At 60.3% G+C, this 18,181-nt stretch carries 16 protein-coding genes; 9 read left to right on the top strand and 7 right to left on the bottom strand.

Annotated elements, in window-relative coordinates:
• From crcB to M1D68_RS15425, 4 genes are all read right to left on the bottom strand, one after another.
• Positions 1-375, bottom strand: a complete 375-nt coding sequence (gene crcB / locus M1D68_RS15410; protein WP_207961507.1) for a fluoride efflux transporter CrcB — start codon at positions 373-375, stop codon at positions 1-3.
• Positions 372-1,697: a replication-associated recombination protein A gene (locus M1D68_RS15415; RefSeq protein WP_434559581.1), complete on the bottom strand. Its 1,326-nt coding sequence runs from the start codon at positions 1,695-1,697 to the stop codon at positions 372-374. Before M1D68_RS15415 ends, crcB begins: the two co-directional genes overlap by 4 nt.
• A 166-nt stretch (positions 1,698-1,863) precedes the next feature.
• Positions 1,864-2,487 carry an outer membrane lipoprotein chaperone LolA gene (lolA, locus tag M1D68_RS15420; protein WP_420765880.1) on the bottom strand — a complete coding sequence of 208 codons (624 nt, stop codon included), beginning with the start codon at positions 2,485-2,487 and terminating at the stop codon, positions 1,864-1,866.
• 57 nt (positions 2,488-2,544) lie between these two features.
• Positions 2,545-4,953 carry a DNA translocase FtsK gene (locus tag M1D68_RS15425; protein WP_420765879.1) on the bottom strand — a complete coding sequence of 803 codons (2,409 nt, stop codon included), beginning with the start codon at positions 4,951-4,953 and terminating at the stop codon, positions 2,545-2,547.
• A 319-nt stretch (positions 4,954-5,272) separates the two neighbouring features.
• Here M1D68_RS15425 and trxB point away from each other — a divergent pair, with 319 nt between their 5' ends.
• The 4 genes from trxB to infA all read left to right on the top strand — a co-directional run bounded on the left by trxB (position 5,273) and on the right by infA (position 8,122).
• Positions 5,273-6,232, top strand: a complete 960-nt coding sequence (trxB, locus tag M1D68_RS15430; RefSeq protein ID WP_457967506.1) for a thioredoxin-disulfide reductase — start codon at positions 5,273-5,275, stop codon at positions 6,230-6,232.
• Positions 6,233-6,301: 69 nt separating this feature from the next.
• Positions 6,302-6,982 (top strand): leucyl/phenylalanyl-tRNA--protein transferase, encoded by a 681-nt coding sequence (aat, locus tag M1D68_RS15435; protein ID WP_420765877.1) that lies wholly within the window; start codon positions 6,302-6,304, stop codon positions 6,980-6,982.
• A gap of 56 nt (positions 6,983-7,038) precedes the next feature.
• Entirely contained in the window at positions 7,039-7,746 is a 708-nt protein-coding gene (locus tag M1D68_RS15440) for an arginyltransferase (RefSeq protein ID WP_420765876.1), read from the top strand.
• Positions 7,747-7,903: 157 nt separating this feature from the next.
• Positions 7,904-8,122 carry a translation initiation factor IF-1 gene (infA, locus tag M1D68_RS15445; RefSeq protein ID WP_002553999.1) on the top strand — a complete coding sequence of 73 codons (219 nt, stop codon included), beginning with the start codon at positions 7,904-7,906 and terminating at the stop codon, positions 8,120-8,122.
• Positions 8,123-8,359: 237 nt separating this feature from the next.
• Here the strand turns inward: infA and clpA are convergent, their stop codons facing one another.
• On the bottom strand, positions 8,360-10,630 hold the full coding sequence (gene clpA / locus M1D68_RS15450; RefSeq protein ID WP_305495539.1) for an ATP-dependent Clp protease ATP-binding subunit ClpA: 2,271 nt from the start codon (positions 10,628-10,630) through the stop codon (positions 8,360-8,362).
• Positions 10,631-10,659: 29 nt separating this feature from the next.
• The gene (gene clpS / locus M1D68_RS15455; protein ID WP_030141336.1) at positions 10,660-11,022 is read right to left on the bottom strand and encodes an ATP-dependent Clp protease adapter ClpS; all 363 of its coding nucleotides are present in this window, start codon (positions 11,020-11,022) and stop codon (positions 10,660-10,662) included.
• 227 nt (positions 11,023-11,249) lie between these two features.
• On the opposite strand from clpS, the gene cspD reads away from it, so the two are divergent.
• Complete coding sequence (gene cspD / locus M1D68_RS15460) at positions 11,250-11,564, top strand: cold shock domain-containing protein CspD (protein ID WP_434676257.1); 315 nt, start codon at positions 11,250-11,252, stop codon at positions 11,562-11,564.
• Between the two features lie 73 nt (positions 11,565-11,637).
• Here the strand turns inward: cspD and icd are convergent, their stop codons facing one another.
• The gene (icd, locus tag M1D68_RS15465) at positions 11,638-12,894 is read right to left on the bottom strand and encodes an NADP-dependent isocitrate dehydrogenase (RefSeq protein ID WP_030141334.1); all 1,257 of its coding nucleotides are present in this window, start codon (positions 12,892-12,894) and stop codon (positions 11,638-11,640) included.
• A 480-nt stretch (positions 12,895-13,374) separates the two neighbouring features.
• Between icd and M1D68_RS15470 the strand changes: the two genes are divergently transcribed.
• From M1D68_RS15470 to hflD, 4 genes are all read left to right on the top strand, one after another.
• Positions 13,375-15,600 (top strand): NADP-dependent isocitrate dehydrogenase, encoded by a 2,226-nt coding sequence (locus M1D68_RS15470; RefSeq protein WP_457967510.1) that lies wholly within the window; start codon positions 13,375-13,377, stop codon positions 15,598-15,600.
• A 212-nt stretch (positions 15,601-15,812) separates the two neighbouring features.
• Positions 15,813-16,259 carry an NUDIX hydrolase gene (locus M1D68_RS15475; protein ID WP_434606544.1) on the top strand — a complete coding sequence of 149 codons (447 nt, stop codon included), beginning with the start codon at positions 15,813-15,815 and terminating at the stop codon, positions 16,257-16,259.
• A 59-nt stretch (positions 16,260-16,318) separates the two neighbouring features.
• On the top strand, positions 16,319-17,443 hold the full coding sequence (gene mnmA / locus M1D68_RS15480; RefSeq protein ID WP_420765872.1) for a tRNA 2-thiouridine(34) synthase MnmA: 1,125 nt from the start codon (positions 16,319-16,321) through the stop codon (positions 17,441-17,443).
• Entirely contained in the window at positions 17,440-18,063 is a 624-nt protein-coding gene (gene hflD, locus M1D68_RS15485; RefSeq protein ID WP_039592880.1) for a high frequency lysogenization protein HflD, read from the top strand. The genes mnmA and hflD overlap by 4 nt, the downstream gene beginning before the upstream one ends.
• Positions 18,064-18,181: the final 118 nt, after the last annotated feature.

Genomic DNA, 18,181 nt, shown 5'->3' on the forward strand with positions numbered 1-18,181 from the left:
TCAAAGTTTGGTCAAGGACAGGCCGGCCCAGGTGGCGAGCAGCCCGCCGAACACGCTGATGGCCGCATAGCCAAGGGCCAGCGGCACCTGCCCGCTTTCCAGCAGGCGCACCGTATCCAGTGAAAAAGATGAAAAAGTCGTCAGGCCGCCAAGAAAGCCGACCATCAACCCCGCGCGCACCTCGATGGGCACCTCGGGACGAATCAAAAACAGGCCGTAAAGAACGCCGATCAGCAGACAGCCCACGATATTAACGGCCAGCGTCGCGGTATAGAAGTGCCGCGGCCAATTTGCGCTGATCCAGTTGCCCGTGGCGAAACGCAACAACGTACCGGCAACGCCCCCAGCGGAGACTGCGAGAATCAAGGGGATCACGGTTTTCTCCGCTGTCGTGGACTCAATCGGTCCAGCTGGGCCAAATGGTTGAGCTTTTCGCCAATCTTCAACTCAAGGCCTCGAGGTACGGGCTGGTAGAAGCGCTGGGGTTCGAGTTCTTCGGGAAAATAGTCTTCGCCGGCGGCATAAGCGTCGGGCTCATCGTGGGCATAGCGGTATTCATCGCCATAACCTAACTGTTTCATGAGCTTGGTCGGTGCGTTGCGCAGGTGCAGCGGTACTTCGAGGGAGCCGTGTTCGGTGGCGCTGCGCATCGCGGCCTTGAAGCCCATGTACACGGCGTTGCTCTTCGGTGCGCAGGCCAGGTAAGTGATGGCCTGGGCCACGGCGAGCTCGCCCTCCGGGCTGCCGAGGCGCTCCTGCACGTCCCAGGCCGCCAGGCACAGGCTCAGGGCCCGAGGGTCGGCGTTGCCGATGTCCTCGCTGGCCATGCGCACCACCCGCCGGGCCAGGTACAGCGGATCGCAACCGCCGTCGATCATCCGCGCAAACCAGTACAGGGCACCGTCGGGATTGGAGCCGCGTACCGATTTGTGCAGGGCCGAGATCTGGTCGTAGAACGCCTCGCCGCCCTTGTCGAAACGTCGGCGGGTATCGCCCAGCAGGCTTTGCAGCAGCTCGACGCCGATCTCGCTGTTGTCTTCGGCCAGGTCCGAGGCGTTTTCCAGCAGGTTAAGCAAGCGCCGGCCATCGCCGTCGGCGGCGCTGAAGAGTATCTGGAAACCTTCATCGCTGAGGCTGAGCTGGCGCTTGCCCAAGCCCCGCTCTTCGGTCAGCGCGCGATGCACCAGCTTGCGCATCGCGGTTTCATCGAGGCTCTTGAGCACATAGACCCGCGCCCGCGACAGCAAGGCGTTGTTGAGTTCGAACGAAGGGTTTTCGGTGGTGGCGCCGATGAATATCAGCGTGCCGTCTTCCACATAGGGCAGGAAAGCGTCCTGCTGGGATTTGTTGAACCGGTGTACTTCGTCGACGAACAGGATGGTGCGCTTACCGTACTGGCCGGCCTGTTGCTTGGCGATTTCCACGGCCTGGCGGATCTCCTTGACCCCGGCCAGCACCGCCGAGACCGTTTCGAAATGCGCGTCAGAAACCTCCGCCAGCAGCCGCGCCAGGGTGGTCTTGCCCACGCCCGGCGGCCCCCAGAAAATCATCGAGTGCAAGGCACCCTGCTCCAGGGCTTCGCGCAGAGGCTTACCGCGAGCGAGCACGTGTTCCTGACCGACATACTCATCCAGGTTGGTCGCGCGCAAGCGGGCGGCCAATGGCTGGGCAATCGGGGCGCTTCGAAACAGGTCCATGATTACTACAAAACCTCCGCAGGGTCCTGTTGCCGATCAGTTAGTTGATTGAACACCACAATCCATTGTGGGAGCGAGCCTGCTCGCGATAGCGGTGGGTCAGTTACATCAATTCCAACTGATCCGCCGCCATCGCGAGCAGGCTCGCTCCCACAGGGCCATTGGGTTATTCCTGGATCACATCCGCACCCTTGGGGATGTCGAACTTGAACTTGGACGCGGCGATCGGCGTATTGGCCTTGACCCCGGTGAACAGGATGTTGGTGCGCTGGCCAACGCTGTCGATCAGCTGCATGTCGTTGACAAGGCCGTTGCGGAACGACAGGCGCAGGCTGTCGAACAGGCTGTCCTTGGTCTTGGGCTTGAGGGTGAAGTCGATCACCCCGCCGGCTTCCTTGGAGGTAATGTCGAAGCTCTGGCTGATCTCCGAGATGTCACCGGACAGCAGCAACGCTGGCGTCTGGGTCAGGCGCTGGTCAAGAGTCTTGATGGTCACCTGCTCCAGGTCCGGGTCCCACAGCGAGACTTTCTTGCCGTCGGAAACCATCAGTTGTTCGGCGGGAGCATCGGTGTGCCAATAGAACAGGCCAGGACGTTGAAGGGCCATTTCACCGGCGGTTTCCTGCAGCTGGGTGCCACTGCCGTCGAGGGTCAACTGGGAAAAACGCGCAGTCAGGGTCTGGGAGCCGCCCAGCAACTGGGTCAGGCGGGCCACGTCCTTTTCGCCGGCGTGGGCCGAAAAAGTAGACAAGGCCAGTACGGGCAACAGCAACATGCGAATCAGGCGCATGGGAGTCCTCATGAATTCGTGGGGTTCGAGCGACGCATCGTCACGTCGCCCGGGTAATCAGTCGCGCATCGGGCCAGGCGCGAGCACTTCGCGTGAACCGTTGGTGTTCATGGCCGTCACGACCCCAGCCATTTCCATGGCCTCGATCATGCGAGCGGCGCGGTTGTAGCCGATCTTCAGCTTGCGCTGCACGGCGGAAATCGAGGCACGGCGGCTTTCGAGCACGAACTGCACCGCTTCGTCATAAAGCGCGTCGGTCTCTGCATCATCATCACCGCCTCCACCGCTGCTGCCTTCAAAACCGCTGCCTGCTTCTTCGACACCGTTGAGGATGTCGTCGTTGTATTCAGGCGCGCCGCGCAATTTCCAGGCTTCCACCACGCGGTGTACTTCATCGTCGGAGACGAACGCGCCGTGGACACGGATCGGCAGGCTCGTGCCGGGCGGCATGTAGAGCATGTCACCGTGACCCAGCAATTGCTCGGCGCCGCCCTGGTCGATGATGGTCCGCGAGTCGATCTTGCTCGACACCTGGAACGCCATGCGGGTCGGGATGTTGGCCTTGATCAGGCCCGTGATCACGTCCACCGATGGTCGCTGCGTGGCGAGGATCAGGTGGATACCGGCCGCACGGGCCTTCTGGGCGATACGGGCGATCAGTTCTTCGACCTTCTTGCCGACGATCATCATCATGTCGGCGAATTCGTCCACCACCACGACGATGGTCGGCAGCTTATGCAGCAGCGGCGCTTCGTCGTGGATGCTTTCGCGGTGATACAGCGGGTCGCTCAGCGGTGTACCGGCTTCCTCGGCTTCCTTGACCTTGGCGTTGAAGCCCGACAGGTTGCGCACGCCCATCTTCGCCATCAGCTTGTAGCGGCGCTCCATCTCGGCAACGCTCCAGCGCAAGGCGTTGGCCGCGTCCTTCATGTCGGTGACCACCGGGCACAGCAGGTGCGGGATGCCTTCGTAGATCGACAATTCGAGCATCTTCGGGTCGATCATGATCAGCTTGGCGTCTTCCGGGCCGGACTTGAACAGGATCGAAAGGATCATCGCGTTCACGCCCACCGACTTACCGGAGCCGGTGGTACCGGCCACCAGCAGGTGGGGCATTTTCGCCAGGTCGGTGATGACCGGCTTGCCGCCGATGTCGTGACCCAAGGCCAAGGTGACCGGCGACTTGTGGTTGTCATATTCCGGCGTCGACAGTACTTCGGAGAAGCGCACAATCTGCCGGTCTTCGTTGGGAATCTCGATGCCCACGGTGGTCTTGCCGGGAATCACCTCCACCACCCGCACGCTGGTCACGGCCAGGGAGCGCGCCAGGTCCTTCGCCAGGTTGGCGATACGGCTGACCTTCACGCCGGCGGCCGGCTGGATTTCGTAACGGGTGATGACCGGGCCCGGGTGGATCGAATCCACCGAGACCTCCACACCGAACTCCTTGAGCTTGATTTCGAGCAAATGCCCGACGGCCGCCAAGGACTCGGGGGAATAGTTGAGCTGTTTCTTCTCGGCCGGGTCGAGGATCGAGATCGGCGGCAAGGTGCCTTCCACCGCGCTGTCGACGAACAGCGGTGCCTGTTTCTCTTTCTGCACGCGCTTGCTTTGCTCCGGCGGCTTGGCCGGGGCCATGGTGATGACCGGCGGCACCTGCTTTTCGCGCTCGGACATGTGCTTGCTCAGGGCCTGCTCGCGTTCGATCAGGCGCTCCTTGACCTTGGCCTGCTCGCGTTTGTCAGTCACCGTCGGCGCCACAACGTCATGGACGCGGTCGTCGACTTCACGCAGTTGCGCCACCAGTTGCTTGCGTTCGTTGCGCGCCGCCCACCAACGGTTCAGCGCGCCCTGGATCAATTCAATGAGGTCAAGGGTGATCTTGCCGGTGACGTCCATCACCTTGAACCACGACAGGTCGGTGAACACCGTCAGGCCAAACAGGAACAAGGCGATGAACAGCAGCGTGCTGCCCTGGATGTTCAGGGCATTGCGGGCCAGGTCGCCGAGGCTTTCACCCAGTGCGCCACCCGCCCCTGCGGGCAGGCCAGTGGGGGCGTGGAAATGAATATGGGCCAGCGCGGCTCCCGACAGCACCAGGAAGACCAGGCCGATCAGGCGCCAGGAGAACAGCCAGCCGCTCCACTGCCAGGGCTCATGGCGCTGGCGGAATATCTGGTACGTCTTGATCGCCAGCAGCAGCGGGAAGATATAGGCGAAATAGCCCAGCACCATGAACAGGATGTCGGCGCTGTAGGAACCGGCCGGACCGCCGAAATTCTGCACGTCTTCGATTTTGCTGTTGTGGCTCCAGCCCGGATCGTCCTTGCCGTAGGTCAGCAAGGCCATCATCAGGAACAGGCACAAGGCACCGATGGCGATCAACGCACCTTCCTTGAGCCGGTAGTGCAATTGTTGGCGCCAGAGCGGAACGACTGTCTTGGGTGCTGCGGTGGATTTCTTCAAAACGCTTCTTTTCCTGCGCCCAAGGCGCGTCCATCTGTTGAATGACTATGAAAAACTGCCCATGACGAGCAGGTAAAAAAAGTGAATGTGCCCAACCGGTACTACTTTTACCACTGTGGCATGCGTCCGGAAAACCACAGGAGTCGCTGAAGATTTGATCTTTCGCTCATCCTGCGTTCAAAACCCAAGCATTGTACGGGTTTGTCATGCCCAAGGCATTGCCCGCACGCTTGGCGACAGCATAGCCATGATCAGGGGGTCTTGGGCGCCAATTTGAGCATGCATTCTCTTTTGTGACAAAGGCTTATGAGGTGTTTTTATGAGCGAAGCGAAGCATTCACGCCTGATTATTCTCGGTTCCGGCCCTGCAGGGTACAGCGCTGCTGTCTATGCGGCCCGTGCCAACCTCAAACCCGTTGTCATCACCGGCATACAGGCCGGTGGCCAGCTCACCACCACGGTCGAAGTCGATAACTGGCCCGGCGACGTCGAAGGCCTGACCGGCCCCGTGCTGATGGAGCGCATGCAACGGCACGCCGAGCGCTTCGACACGCAGATCGTCTACGACCATATTCACACCGCCAAGTTGCAACAACGTCCGTTCGAATTGGTCGGTGACAGCGGCACCTACACCTGCGACGCACTGATCATCGCCACCGGCGCCTCAGCCCAGTACCTCGGCCTGCCGTCGGAGGAAACCTTCGCCGGCAAAGGTGTTTCAGCCTGCGCGACCTGCGATGGTTTTTTCTACCGAAACCAGGTGGTGGCGGTGGTCGGTGGCGGCAACACCGCCGTGGAAGAAGCCCTGTACCTGTCGAATATCGCCAAGGAGGTGCATTTGATTCACCGGCGGGACAAGTTGCGCTCGGAAAAGATCTTGCAAGACAAACTCTTCGAGAAAGCCGCCAATGGCAATATCCGTTTGCACTGGAACCAGAACCTGGACGAGGTCCTGGGCGATGCCAGCGGCGTGACCGGCGCGCGCCTGCGGCACAGCGAGACCGGTGAAACCAGCACGTTGTCCCTGGCCGGCGTCTTCATCGCCATCGGGCACAAACCCAATACCGACCTGTTCCAGGGCCAACTGACGATGCGCGATGGTTACCTGATCGTGCGCGGCGGCAGCGACGGCAATGCCACGGCCACCGACATCGAAGGCGTGTTTGCCGCTGGCGATGTGGCCGATCATGTCTATCGCCAGGCCATTACTTCGGCCGGCGCCGGCTGCATGGCCGCCCTGGACGCAGAGAAGTATCTCGATGACATCCCGGCCGTTTGACGGTTAACCTCTAGGCGGGCTCTGGCTTATCTGGAGTCCCGCCCTCCCCTTCTGCAAGCCCGGACAACGATGCTGACTTGGTTACAACGCAACACTTTCGATTTTCCGCCATTGGAAAAAGCCATGCGCGACCCCAACGGCCTGCTCGCCGCCGGCGGGGACCTGTCCGCCGACCGCTTGATCCAGGCCTATCGCCACGGCTGCTTTCCATGGTTCTCCGAAGGCCAGCCGATCCTGTGGTGGTCGCCGGACCCGCGCACGGTGCTGTTTCCCGACGAGCTGCATGTATCGCGCAGCCTGGGCAAGCTATTGCGCAAGCAGCGCTATGAAGTGACGTTCGACCGGGATTTCGCCGGAGTCATCCAGGCTTGCGCCGCGCCCCGGGATTATGCCGATGGCACCTGGATCACCGACGCCATGCAGACCGCCTATCTGGAACTGCACCGACGCGGCTTCGCCCATTCCGTGGAAGTCTGGGATCAAGGCACGCTGGTCGGCGGCCTGTATGGCTTGGCAATGGGTCAGTTGTTTTTTGGCGAGTCCATGTTCAGTCGCGCCGACAATGCGTCGAAATTCGGCTTCGCAACCCTGGTCCAACACCTCAAGGAGGCGGGTTTCGTCCTGATCGACTGCCAGATGCCCACCGAGCACTTGCATAGCCTGGGCGCGCGGCCGATTCCGCGAACCGAGTTCGCGGCTTACTTGAAGGCCCATCTGGACCAACCCAACCATGCCACCTGGGTTTGCTGAGCGATATTCGCGCTCCTGGCTTACACTTGAATTGAAGTTTATCCCGAGGGTTGATCATGACCGAGTTGGCGCGTTTGAAGTTTTATGCCACTCAACCTCACTCTTGCAGCTACCTGCCAGAGGAGCAGGCCACGACCCTGTTCCTCGATCCCAGCCAGCCCATGGATGTGCATGTCTATGCAGACCTGTCGGAGATGGGGTTTCGTCGCAGCGGCGATCACCTCTACCGGCCCCATTGCCAGCATTGCAATGCGTGCGTGCCGGCGCGCATTCCCGTGGCCCGCTTTACCCCGAACCGGCAGCAGAAGCGTATTTTCAAGCGCAACGCCGATTTGCAGGTGCGCCCGGCCAAACCGCAGTTCAGCGAAGAATATTTCGACCTGTACCAGCGCTACATCGAACAGCGCCACGCCGATGGCGACATGTACCCGCCCAGCCGGGACCAATTCTCGACCTTCCTGGTGCGCGACCTGCCGTTCTCGCGTTTCTATGAGTTCCGCCTCGACGGGCGGCTGGTGGCCATCGCCGTCACCGACCTGCTGCCCAACGGCCTGTCGGCGGTCTACACCTTTTATGAGCCCAACGAGGAAAAGCGCAGCCTGGGACGGTTCGCGATCCTTTGGCAGATCAACGAATGCCGGCGCCTGGGCCTGGAAGCGGTGTACCTGGGCTACTGGATCAAGAACTGCAAAAAAATGAACTACAAGACCCAATATCGGCCCATTGAATTGTTGATCAACCAGCGGTGGGTTGTCCTGAACTAGGGGCCGCTCGTAGTTTGCGCCTTATCCATGCGCCGCATTCATTGAGTTACTCCTAAGAACCCCTTGGCTTGCCCCCCCTTTTTCGGGCACAATGCACGCCGCTTTTGCCTGGCGCAGTTGCACCGGGCCATTCACTGGATACCGAGGGCTTTACTGCATGTCGAAAGAAGACAGCTTCGAAATGGAAGGCACTGTCGTCGACACCCTGCCCAACACCATGTTTCGTGTGGAGTTGGAAAATGGGCACGTCGTAACCGCGCATATCTCCGGCAAGATGCGCAAGAACTACATTCGTATTCTTACCGGTGACAAAGTGCGCGTCGAGCTGACGCCCTATGACTTGAGCAAAGGGCGCATCACTTACCGCGCTCGCTAACAAGTCAATACAAAACGCCCGGCTCATGTCGGGCGTTTTTGTTTGCCTGGGTTTTGCTCCAACCATCCACATTACACAGATCCTGTGGAAGCGAGCCTGCTCGCGATAGCGTCGTCACAGTCGGTATTGATGTTGACCGATCCTCCGCCATCGCGAGCAAGCTCGCTCCCACAAGGATTTGGGCTGGACAGCAAAAAGGCGCCTTTCGGCGCCTTTTTATTTTGCTGCAGCTAACGATCAAGCCATCTCGGCCGTGGTTTCGAAGTCGAAGGTCAGCTCGCCGTCCTTGATGTCGATGTGTACCACACCGCCATGCTCGGCCAGTTCGCCAAACAGGATCTCCTCGGCCAGCGGACGCTTGATCTTGTCCTGAATCAAGCGAGCCATCGGCCTTGCGCCCATCGTCACATCGTAACCACCTTCCGCCAGCCAGCTGCGCGCCGCATCGGTGACCTCCAACAGCACACGCTTGTCTTCGAGCTGCGCCTGGAGTTCGGTAAGGAACTTGTCCACCACGCTTTTGATGACCTCATGACTGAGGCGACCAAACTGGATAATGGTGTCCAGGCGGTTGCGGAATTCAGGCGTGAAGCTCTTCTTGATCACTTCCATCGCATCGGACGAGTGGTCCTGATGGGTGAAACCGATCGAAGCGCGCGCGGCGGTTTCGGCACCGGCGTTCGTGGTCATGATGATGATCACGTTGCGGAAATCCGCCTTGCGCCCGTTGTTATCGGTCAGCGTACCGTGGTCCATGACCTGCAGCAGCAGGTTGAAGACTTCCGGATGCGCCTTCTCGATCTCATCGAGCAACAGCACGCAGTGAGGCTGCTTGGTGATTGCCTCGGTCAAGAGACCACCCTGGTCGAAACCGACATAGCCTGGAGGCGCACCGATCAGACGCGATACGGTATGACGCTCCATGTACTCGGACATGTCGAAGCGCACCAACTCGATCCCCAGCGCCTTGGCCAACTGCCGCGCCGCCTCGGTCTTGCCGACACCGGTAGGCCCGGCGAACAGGAATGAACCGACCGGCTTGTCCGGCGACTTGAGCCCGGCGCGGGACAGTTTGATCGCGGTCGACAGCGAGTCGATGGCCGCATCCTGGCCGAACACCGTCAGCTTCAGGTCACGCTCCAGGTTACGCAGCAATTCCTTGTCGGAGCTGGTGACGTGTTTTGGCGGAATCCGCGCGATTTTCGCGACGATGTCCTCGACTTGCGGTACGTCGATGCGCTTGACTCGATTTTCCACCGGTTGCAGCCGCTGATAGGCGCCCGCCTCGTCGATGACATCGATGGCCTTGTCCGGCATGTGCCGATCGTTGATGTAGCGCGACGCCAGTTCGGCGGCAGCGCGCAATGCCTCGTCACTGTATTCGATGCTGTGGTGCAACTCGAAACGCCCTTTCAGGCCACGCAGGATACCGATGGTGTCTTCCACCGAAGGTTCCGACACGTCGACCTTCTGGAAACGCCGGGCCAATGCACGGTCCTTCTCGAAAATCCCACGGAATTCCTGGAACGTGGTCGAGCCGATGCAACGGATATCGCCCGAGGACAGCAGCGGCTTGAGCAGGTTGGAGGCATCCATCACGCCCCCCGACGCAGCACCGGCACCAATGATGGTGTGGATTTCGTCGATGAACAGGATCGCCTGCGGACGTTTTTTCAGTTCGCCGAGCAACGCCTTGAAGCGCTTCTCGAAATCGCCCCGGTATTTGGTACCGGCCAGCAAGGCACCCAGGTCGAGGGAATACACCACGCTGTTGGCCAGCAGGTCTGGCACCTGGTTATCGACGATGCGCTTGGCCAGGCCTTCGGCGATCGCGGTCTTGCCCACGCCCGCTTCGCCTACAAGCAATGGGTTGTTCTTGCGGCGCCGGGCCAGGATCTGCGCAACGCGCTCGACTTCCGCCTCGCGCCCGACCAGCGGGTCGATACGGCCCTGGCGAGCCAGTTCGTTCAGGTTGCTGGCATACGCGTCCAGCGGATTGCCTGATGAAGAAGACTCGCCGCCCTCGTCATCCTGCATGTCCTGCTCACCTTCGGAATGATCGCCATGCCCCGGCACTTTCGAGATGCCATGGGCGATGTAGTTGACGACATCGATACGCGCAACGCTCTGTTGCTTGAGCAGGAACACCGCTTGGCTTTCCTGCTCGCTGAAAATGGCAACCAGCACGTTGGCGCCGGTGACTTCGCGCTTGCCCGAGCTCTGCACATGAAAGACAGCACGCTGCAGCACACGCTGGAATCCCAGGGTTGGCTGGGTTTCGCGATCCTCGTCGTGGACGGGGATCAGTGGCGTGGTGGAGTCGATGAACTCCTGCAGGTCATGCTTGAGTTTGTCGAGGTTCGCGCCGCAGGCACGCAAAACGGTGGCGGCAGCCTCGTTATCCAATAGGGCCAACAGCAGGTGCTCGACGGTCATGAATTCATGACGCTTCGAACGAGCCTCCTTGAAGGCAAGATTGAGGGTGACTTCGAGCTCGCGGTTTAACATGGCTTCACCTCATACCCAAGTGGTCGGCGTTAACCGTCCTTCTCGATTTCACAGAGTAGCGGATGCTGGCTTTCCCGGGCGTACTGGTTGACCTGCATGGCCTTGGTCTCCGCAATGTCGCGGGTAAACACACCACATACTGCCCGTCCCTCTGTATGAACGGCCAGCATGACCTTGGTCGCCAGCTCGCGATTCAGGTTAAAAAACACCTCGAGCACTTCGACGACGAAATCCATCGGTGTGTAGTCATCGTTGAACAAAACCACCTTGTACATCGGTGGAGCCTGTAAAGCGGGCTTTGATTCCTGAACAGCAATGCCCGCTGAATCGTCATCATGTTGATCCGGGCGATCCTGATTGAATGTTAGTCGAATCTGGCTGATTGCATGCATGGAAAGAAAGGTTCGTTTAGTTGGCAAATACAGTGATGGGGCCGCTTGCGAGCGATTTCAACCGCTACCGCCCGATCACCTTGACTAACGGTGAATCGGTGTTACAACCAATAGAGCCCACCGTGGGTTAAAAAGGTCCGCAAAGTCAATCCGATTTCTTATTTGATCGACAGCGGATGATCAGGATGATACTCCGTTGCAGGGGTGTGTTGCAGAGGGAAAATGGTATGTCAGGTACCACCAGTATGCGAGTCAAGGGAAAGGTCAAGTGGTTCAACAACGCCAAGGGCTATGGTTTTATTATCCAAGACGGGAAGGACGAAGACCTCTTCGCTCACTACTCTGTAATCCAGATGGAAGGTTATAAAACCCTGAAGGCAGGTCAGCCGGTGACGTTCTGCATGATACAAGGGCCAAAGGGTACACATGCCGTTGAGATTTGCCCGGTTGCCGTGGACGTCGACCCCAACAGCACCGAGGCCAGCGTAAAGCCAGAACCGATCAAGGTCCGCCTCAAGCCGCGGGTAACCGAAGACCACTAGAGCCCGGCCCCAACCCATAAAAAATGCCCGGTTTCGATCACTCGAACCGGGCATTTTTGTGTTCAGGCTTCGCTTACATATGGGAAATCAGCGCATCGCCGAAACCGGAAGACGACACCAGCTTGGCACCGTCCATCAGGCGTTCGAAGTCATAGGTCACGGTCTTGGCCGAAATCGCGCCGTTGGTGCCCTTGATGATCAGGTCGGCCGCCTCGGTCCACCCCATGTGGCGCAGCATCATTTCCGCCGAGAGGATCAACGACCCCGGGTTGACCTGGTCCTTGCCCGCATATTTAGGCGCGGTGCCGTGGGTGGCCTCGAACATTGCCACGGTGTCGGACAGGTTGGCGCCCGGCGCGATACCGATACCGCCTACTTCAGCCGCCAGGGCATCGGAGAGGTAGTCGCCGTTGAGGTTCAGGGTCGCGATCACGTCGTATTCGGCCGGGCGCAGCAGGATCTGCTGGAGCATGGCGTCGGCGATGGCGTCCTTGACCACGACATTCTTCCCGGTCTTCGGATTCTTGAACTGCATCCACGGGCCGCCGTCGAGCAGGGTCGCGCCGAACTCTTCGGCCGCCACCTCGTAGGCCCATTCCTTGAAGGCACCTTCGGTGAACTTCATGATGTTGCCTTTGTGCACGATAGTCAGCGAATCGCGGTCATTGTCGACGACATATTGCAAGGCCTTGCGTGCCAGGCGCTTGGTGCCCTGCTTGGAGACCGGCTTGACGCCGATGCCGCAATCTTCGTCGAAACGGATCTTGGTGACGCCCATTTCCTCTTTGAGGAACTTGATCACCTTGGTGGCTTCGGCCGAACCGGCCTTCCACTCGATACCGGCGTAGATGTCCTCGGAGTTCTCGCGGAAGATGGTCATGTCCACATCGCCCGGTTTCTTGACCGGACTCGGGACGCCTTCAAACCAGCGCACCGGGCGAAGGCAGACATACAGGTCAAGCTGCTGGCGCAATGCAACGTTCAGCGAGCGGATACCGCCACCGACCGGCGTGGTCAGCGGGCCCTTGATGGAAACCACGTAATCCTTGACCGCGTCCAGGGTTTCCTGGGGTAGCCAGGTGTCCTGGTCGTAGACCTGGGTCGCTTTTTCGCCCGCATAAACTTCCATCCAGGAAATCTTGCGCTTGCCGCCGTAGGCCTTTTCGACCGCAGCGTCCACCACCTTGATCATGACCGGACTGATATCAACGCCAATGCCGTCGCCTTCAATGAAAGGGATGATCGGATTGTCGGGAACATTAAGAGAATGGTCTGCATTGACGGTGATTTTGTCACCGACGGCCGGAACCTGAATCTTTTGATACCCCATGCTGAACTCCATTGCTTGGATTGAACATCTGGCTGCGTTCGAGCGTACCCCAGTTGTATCGGCACGCAAACCCTACGTTCGGCCCATCCCCGGCAATTTAATCAAGTTCGCCGCGTACAAGCCTGAAAACCAAGGGAAAAGCGCCAAATTCGAGCATAGTCCAACTCCCCGGCCTGCGACGTTTAGACCAATGGACGTGTACGGAAGTCTATGAACCGTCGGCAGATCGCCAGCTACCTATGTATAATGCCGCCGCTGACCACAGGGTCACGACGGCTGACGGCTCTATCACGAGACTTTCCGCCACTTTAAAGCCGGACCGTTACCGCGGCCCGACCGCTTGACGCTCGACTGATGCACCCAACATCACCGCGAAGAAACCTCGACATTCGGCTCACGGATGACTTTGAACGAACGCGCTTACCCGGCGCCCCTCGAGTTTCTGCGCATGCTTTAGCAAAGAAGAGAGTTAATCCGAATATGCCCACCCGCTCGAAGATCATCTATACCTTCACCGACGAAGCGCCTGCCCTCGCCACCTATTCGCTGCTGCCGATCGTCGAAGCCTTCACTGCTTCGGCCGATATCGCCGTGGAGACCCGCGATATCTCCCTCGCAGGACGCATCCTGGCCAGCTTCCCCGAGCAACTGGGTGACCAAGCCGTAGCCGACCACCTCGCCGAATTGGGCGACCTGGCCGTCACGCCTGAAGCCAACATCATCAAGCTGCCGAACATCAGCGCCTCGGTGCCGCAACTGCAGGCCGCGATCAAGGAATTGCAGGCCCAGGGCTACGCACTGCCGGACTACCCGGAAACCGTGACCACCGACGCCGAGAAAGACGCTCGCGCCCGTTACGACAAGGTCAAGGGCAGCGCCGTGAACCCGGTCCTGCGCGAAGGCAACTCCGACCGCCGCGCGCCGCTGTCGGTCAAGAATTATGCTCGCAAGCACCCGCATAAAATGGGCGCCTGGGCTGCCGACTCCAAGTCCCACGTCGCTCACATGAGCGCCGGCGATTTCTATGGCAGCGAAAAAGCCGCCCTGATCGACGCCGCGGGCACCGTGAAGATCGAGCTGATCGCCAAGGACGGCACTGCCACCGTCCTCAAGGAAAAAACCACCGTACAAGCCGGTGAGATCCTCGATTGCGCCGTGATGAGCAAAAACGCCCTGCGCAACTTCATCGCCGCTGAAATCGAAGACGCCAAGCAGAAAGGCGTCCTGCTGTCGGTCCACCTGAAGGCGACCATGATGAAGGTCTCCGACCCGATCATGTTCGGTCAGATCGTCGCCGAGTACTATAAAGACGCGCTGGCCAAGCACGCCGAGGTGCTGGAGCAGATCGGCTTCAACCTGAACAACGGCATCGGCGACCTGTACGCGCGCATCAAGGCCCTGCCTGCCGAGCAGCAGGCCCAGATCGAAGCCGACATCCAGGCGGTCTACGCCGTTCGTCCGGCGCTGGCGATGGTCAACTCCGACAAGGGCATCACCAACCTGCACGTACCGAGCGACGTCATCGTCGACGCCTCGATGCCGGCCATGATCCGTGACTCCGGCAAGATGTGGGGCACCGACGGCCAACTGCACGACACCAAGGCTGTTATCCCGGATCGCTGCTACGCCACCATCTACCAAGCGGTGATCGAAGATTGCAAGCAACACGGCGCCTTCGACCCAACCACCATGGGCAGCGTGCCGAACGTTGGCCTGATGGCCAAGAAAGCCGAAGAGTATGGCTCCCACGACAAGACCTTCCAGATCAAGGCTGACGGTGTGGTTCGTGTTTCGGACAACAACGGTCAAACCCTGCTGGAGCAGACCGTTGAGGCTGGCGATATCTTCCGCATGTGCCAGACCAAGGACGCGCCGATCCAGGATTGGGTCAAGCTGGCCGTCAACCGTGCCCGCGCCAGCGCCACCCCGGCGATCTTCTGGCTCGACCCGATGCGCGCCCACGACGGCGTGATGATCGAGAAGGTCCAGGCCTACCTGAAGGACCACGACACCAGCGGCCTGGACATCCGCATCATGTCGCCTGTCGACGCGATGAAGTTCACCCTGGCTCGCACCCGCGAAGGCAAGGACACCATTTCGGTGACCGGCAACGTACTGCGCGACTACCTGACTGACCTGTTCCCGATCATGGAACTGGGCACCAGCGCCAAAATGCTGTCCATCGTGCCGCTGATGAACGGCGGTGGCCTGTTCGAAACCGGCGCCGGCGGCTCGGCACCCAAGCACGTGCAGCAACTGCTGGAAGAAAACTTCCTGCGCTGGGATTCCCTGGGCGAGTTCCTCGCCCTGGCCGCGTCCCTGGAACACCTGGGCGTGACCTACAACAACCCCAAGGCGCTGGTGCTGGCCAAGACCCTCGACCAGGCGACTGGTGAGTTCCTGGACCGCAACAAGTCGCCTTCGCGCAAGGTCGGCGGCATCGACAACCGCGGCAGCCACTTCTACCTGACCCTGTTCTGGGCCCAGGCACTGGCCGCTCAGGATGACGACGCAGCCCTCAAGGCGCAATTCACCACCCTGGCCAAGACCTTGACCGACAACGAAGAAAAAATCGTTGCCGAACTCAATGCCGTGCAAGGCAAGCCCGTGGACATCGGCGGCTACTACTTCGCCAACCCCGAGCTGACCAGCAAGGCCATGCGTCCAAGCGCCACCTTCAACGCGGCGATTGCTGCGCTGGTGTAAGGTTGTAAGCAAGCACCACAAACCCCGGCCTTGTGCCGGGGTTTGTGTTTCTGGCATATCCTATTTCCCTTGACAATATATTCCCCTGTGGGAGCGAGCTTGCTCGCGATTGCGATGTAGCATTCGACATTGATATTGACTGACCCACCGCTATCGCGAGCAAGCTCGCTCCCACAGAGGCCGGCATTCCAACCTGAAATCGAGGACTCCCCATGGACTGGAACCCCCACATCACCGTCGCCACCATTGTCGAAGACAACGGCCGCTTCTTGATGGTCGAGGAATCCAAGGGCGGGCGCGCCGTGCTCAACCAGCCCGCCGGCCACCTGGATCCGAACGAAACACTGATCGAGGCCGCCGTGCGCGAAACCCTAGAAGAAACCGGCTGGGACGTAGAGCCCACCAGCGTAACAGGCATCTATCTGTACACCGCCCCCAGCAACGGCGTGACCTACCAGCGGGTCTGCTTCGCCGCCAAGGCCCTGAAACTCCACCCCGAGTATCAACTGGACGATGGCATCCTAGGCGCCAAATGGCTGACCCGCGACGAATTGCTCGAGCAGCGCGACCGCTGGCGCAGCGAGCTCATCATCCGTTGCATCGACGATTACCTGGCCGGCCATCGCCATAGCCTGGAGCTTATCCGCCCTTCTCTTTAGCCTTGCGCGCCCGGGCCTGATAGAATCGCGTCCTTTTTCAAGACACTCATTGAATTCCTATGCGTGATCCAGCCTCTTCGAACACCCCAAAGCAACGCGTCATCGTCGGCATGTCCGGTGGCGTGGACTCTTCCGTTTCCGCCCTTCTGCTGATCGAGCAGGGTTATGAGGTGGAAGGCCTGTTCATGAAGAACTGGGAAGAAGACGACGGAACCGAATACTGCACCGCCATGGACGACCTGGCGGACGCCCAGGCCGTGTGCGACAAGATAGGCATCAAGCTGCACACCGCGAATTTCGCCGCCGAGTACTGGGACAACGTGTTCGAGCATTTCCTGGCCGAATACAAGGCCGGTCGCACACCGAACCCGGACATCCTCTGCAACCGCGAAATCAAGTTCAAGGCGTTCCTCGACTACGCCATGATGCTAGGCGCCGACCTGATCGCTACTGGCCACTACGTGCGCCGCCGCGACATCGACGGCCGTACCGAACTGCTCAAGGGCCTGGATCCGAACAAGGACCAGAGCTACTTCCTGCATGCCGTTGGCGGCGAGCAGATCGCCAAGACCCTGTTCCCGGTCGGCGAACTGGAAAAGCCCGAAGTACGCGCGATCGCCGAGAAGCACCAACTCGCCACCGCCAAGAAAAAGGACTCCACCGGGATCTGCTTCATTGGCGAGCGCCGTTTCAGCGACTTCCTCAAGCAATACCTGCCGGCGCAGCCGGGCGAGATCAAGACGACCGAAGGCGAGGTCATCGGCCGCCACCATGGCCTGATGTACCACACCATTGGCCAGCGCCAGGGCCTGGGCATCGGCGGGTTGAAGGACGCCGGCGAAGAGCCGTGGTACGTGCTGGTCAAGGACCTGGAGCACAACGAGCTGATCGTTGGCCAGGGTAACGACCACCCGTGGCTGTTCTCCGGTGCCCTGCTCGCCTCGGACATCTATTGGGTCAACCCGATCGACCTCAGTGAACCGCGCCGCCTGACGGCCAAGGTTCGCTATCGCCAGAGCGACCAGGCCTGCACCCTGGAAAAAACCGCCACAGGCTACCGCGCCACCTTCGATGACCCGCAGCGCGCGGTCACGCCCGGCCAGTCGGTGGTGTTCTACGACGGCGAAATCTGCCTGGGCGGCGGCGTGATCGAAGTCGCCGAGCCATGGAGCAGCAAGGCATGACGCCAATCCAGGAACAACTGACGGCGCTGGGCGGCGTCTTCCTGGCCGCCGTGCTGGTGGACCGGATCGCCAAGACCGGCCAGGCCACCGAGGCCGGCCTGGGCTGCATGCTCGGCAGCCTGCTGGTACGCGACCCCAAGGACACCCTGGAGGTCTACGGTGGCGACGACTTGAACCTGCGCGAAGGCTACCGCGCCTTGATCGGCGCCCTGGAGCGCGACCCCAGCGCCCTGCAACGCGAACCGCTGCGCTACGCCCTGTCGATGCTGGGCCTGGAGCGCCAGTTGGCCAAGCGTGACGACCTGCTGGAAACCATCGGCAATCGTTTGCCGCAGATCCAATCCCAGGTCGAGCATTTCGGCCCGTCCCACGAAAACGTGATCGCCGCATGCGGCGCGCTGTACCAGGACACCTTGAGCACGCTGCGCCAGCGCATCCAGGTGCATGGCGACATGCGCAACCTGCAGCAACCGAGCAACGCCTCGAAGATCCGCGCCCTGCTGCTCGCCGGGATCCGCTCGGCACGGCTGTGGCGGCAGCTGGGCGGCCATCGTTGGCAACTGGTGATCAGCCGACGCAAATTATTGAAAGAGCTTTACCCGTTGATGCGCAACGAATAAGTCGCCTCGACCTGCTTTTGTACCTCTTTACGCGTAACACGCCGGTCAGTTGGCGACGGACCGGCGCTGATTTTCATGTATGATACGCGCCCCATTTCGTTGCCCGACTGTCCGAGAA

This window comes from Pseudomonas sp. R4-84 (assembly GCF_054130985.1).

Coding starts and splice junctions, on each gene's coding strand:
- trxB (WP_457967506.1), top strand. CDS start 5,273: ATGAGCGAAGCGAAGCATTCACGCCTGATTATTCTCGGTTCCGGCCCT.
- clpS (WP_030141336.1), bottom strand. CDS start 11,022: ATGCATGCAATCAGCCAGATTCGACTAACATTCAATCAGGATCGCCCG.
- clpA (WP_305495539.1), bottom strand. CDS start 10,630: ATGTTAAACCGCGAGCTCGAAGTCACCCTCAATCTTGCCTTCAAGGAG.
- M1D68_RS15415 (WP_434559581.1), bottom strand. CDS start 1,697: ATGGACCTGTTTCGAAGCGCCCCGATTGCCCAGCCATTGGCCGCCCGC.
- M1D68_RS15470 (WP_457967510.1), top strand. CDS start 13,375: ATGCCCACCCGCTCGAAGATCATCTATACCTTCACCGACGAAGCGCCT.
- cspD (WP_434676257.1), top strand. CDS start 11,250: ATGTCAGGTACCACCAGTATGCGAGTCAAGGGAAAGGTCAAGTGGTTC.
- lolA (WP_420765880.1), bottom strand. CDS start 2,487: ATGCGCCTGATTCGCATGTTGCTGTTGCCCGTACTGGCCTTGTCTACT.
- aat (WP_420765877.1), top strand. CDS start 6,302: ATGCTGACTTGGTTACAACGCAACACTTTCGATTTTCCGCCATTGGAA.
- hflD (WP_039592880.1), top strand. CDS start 17,440: ATGACGCCAATCCAGGAACAACTGACGGCGCTGGGCGGCGTCTTCCTG.
- M1D68_RS15475 (WP_434606544.1), top strand. CDS start 15,813: ATGGACTGGAACCCCCACATCACCGTCGCCACCATTGTCGAAGACAAC.
- infA (WP_002553999.1), top strand. CDS start 7,904: ATGTCGAAAGAAGACAGCTTCGAAATGGAAGGCACTGTCGTCGACACC.
- icd (WP_030141334.1), bottom strand. CDS start 12,894: ATGGGGTATCAAAAGATTCAGGTTCCGGCCGTCGGTGACAAAATCACC.
- M1D68_RS15440 (WP_420765876.1), top strand. CDS start 7,039: ATGACCGAGTTGGCGCGTTTGAAGTTTTATGCCACTCAACCTCACTCT.
- mnmA (WP_420765872.1), top strand. CDS start 16,319: ATGCGTGATCCAGCCTCTTCGAACACCCCAAAGCAACGCGTCATCGTC.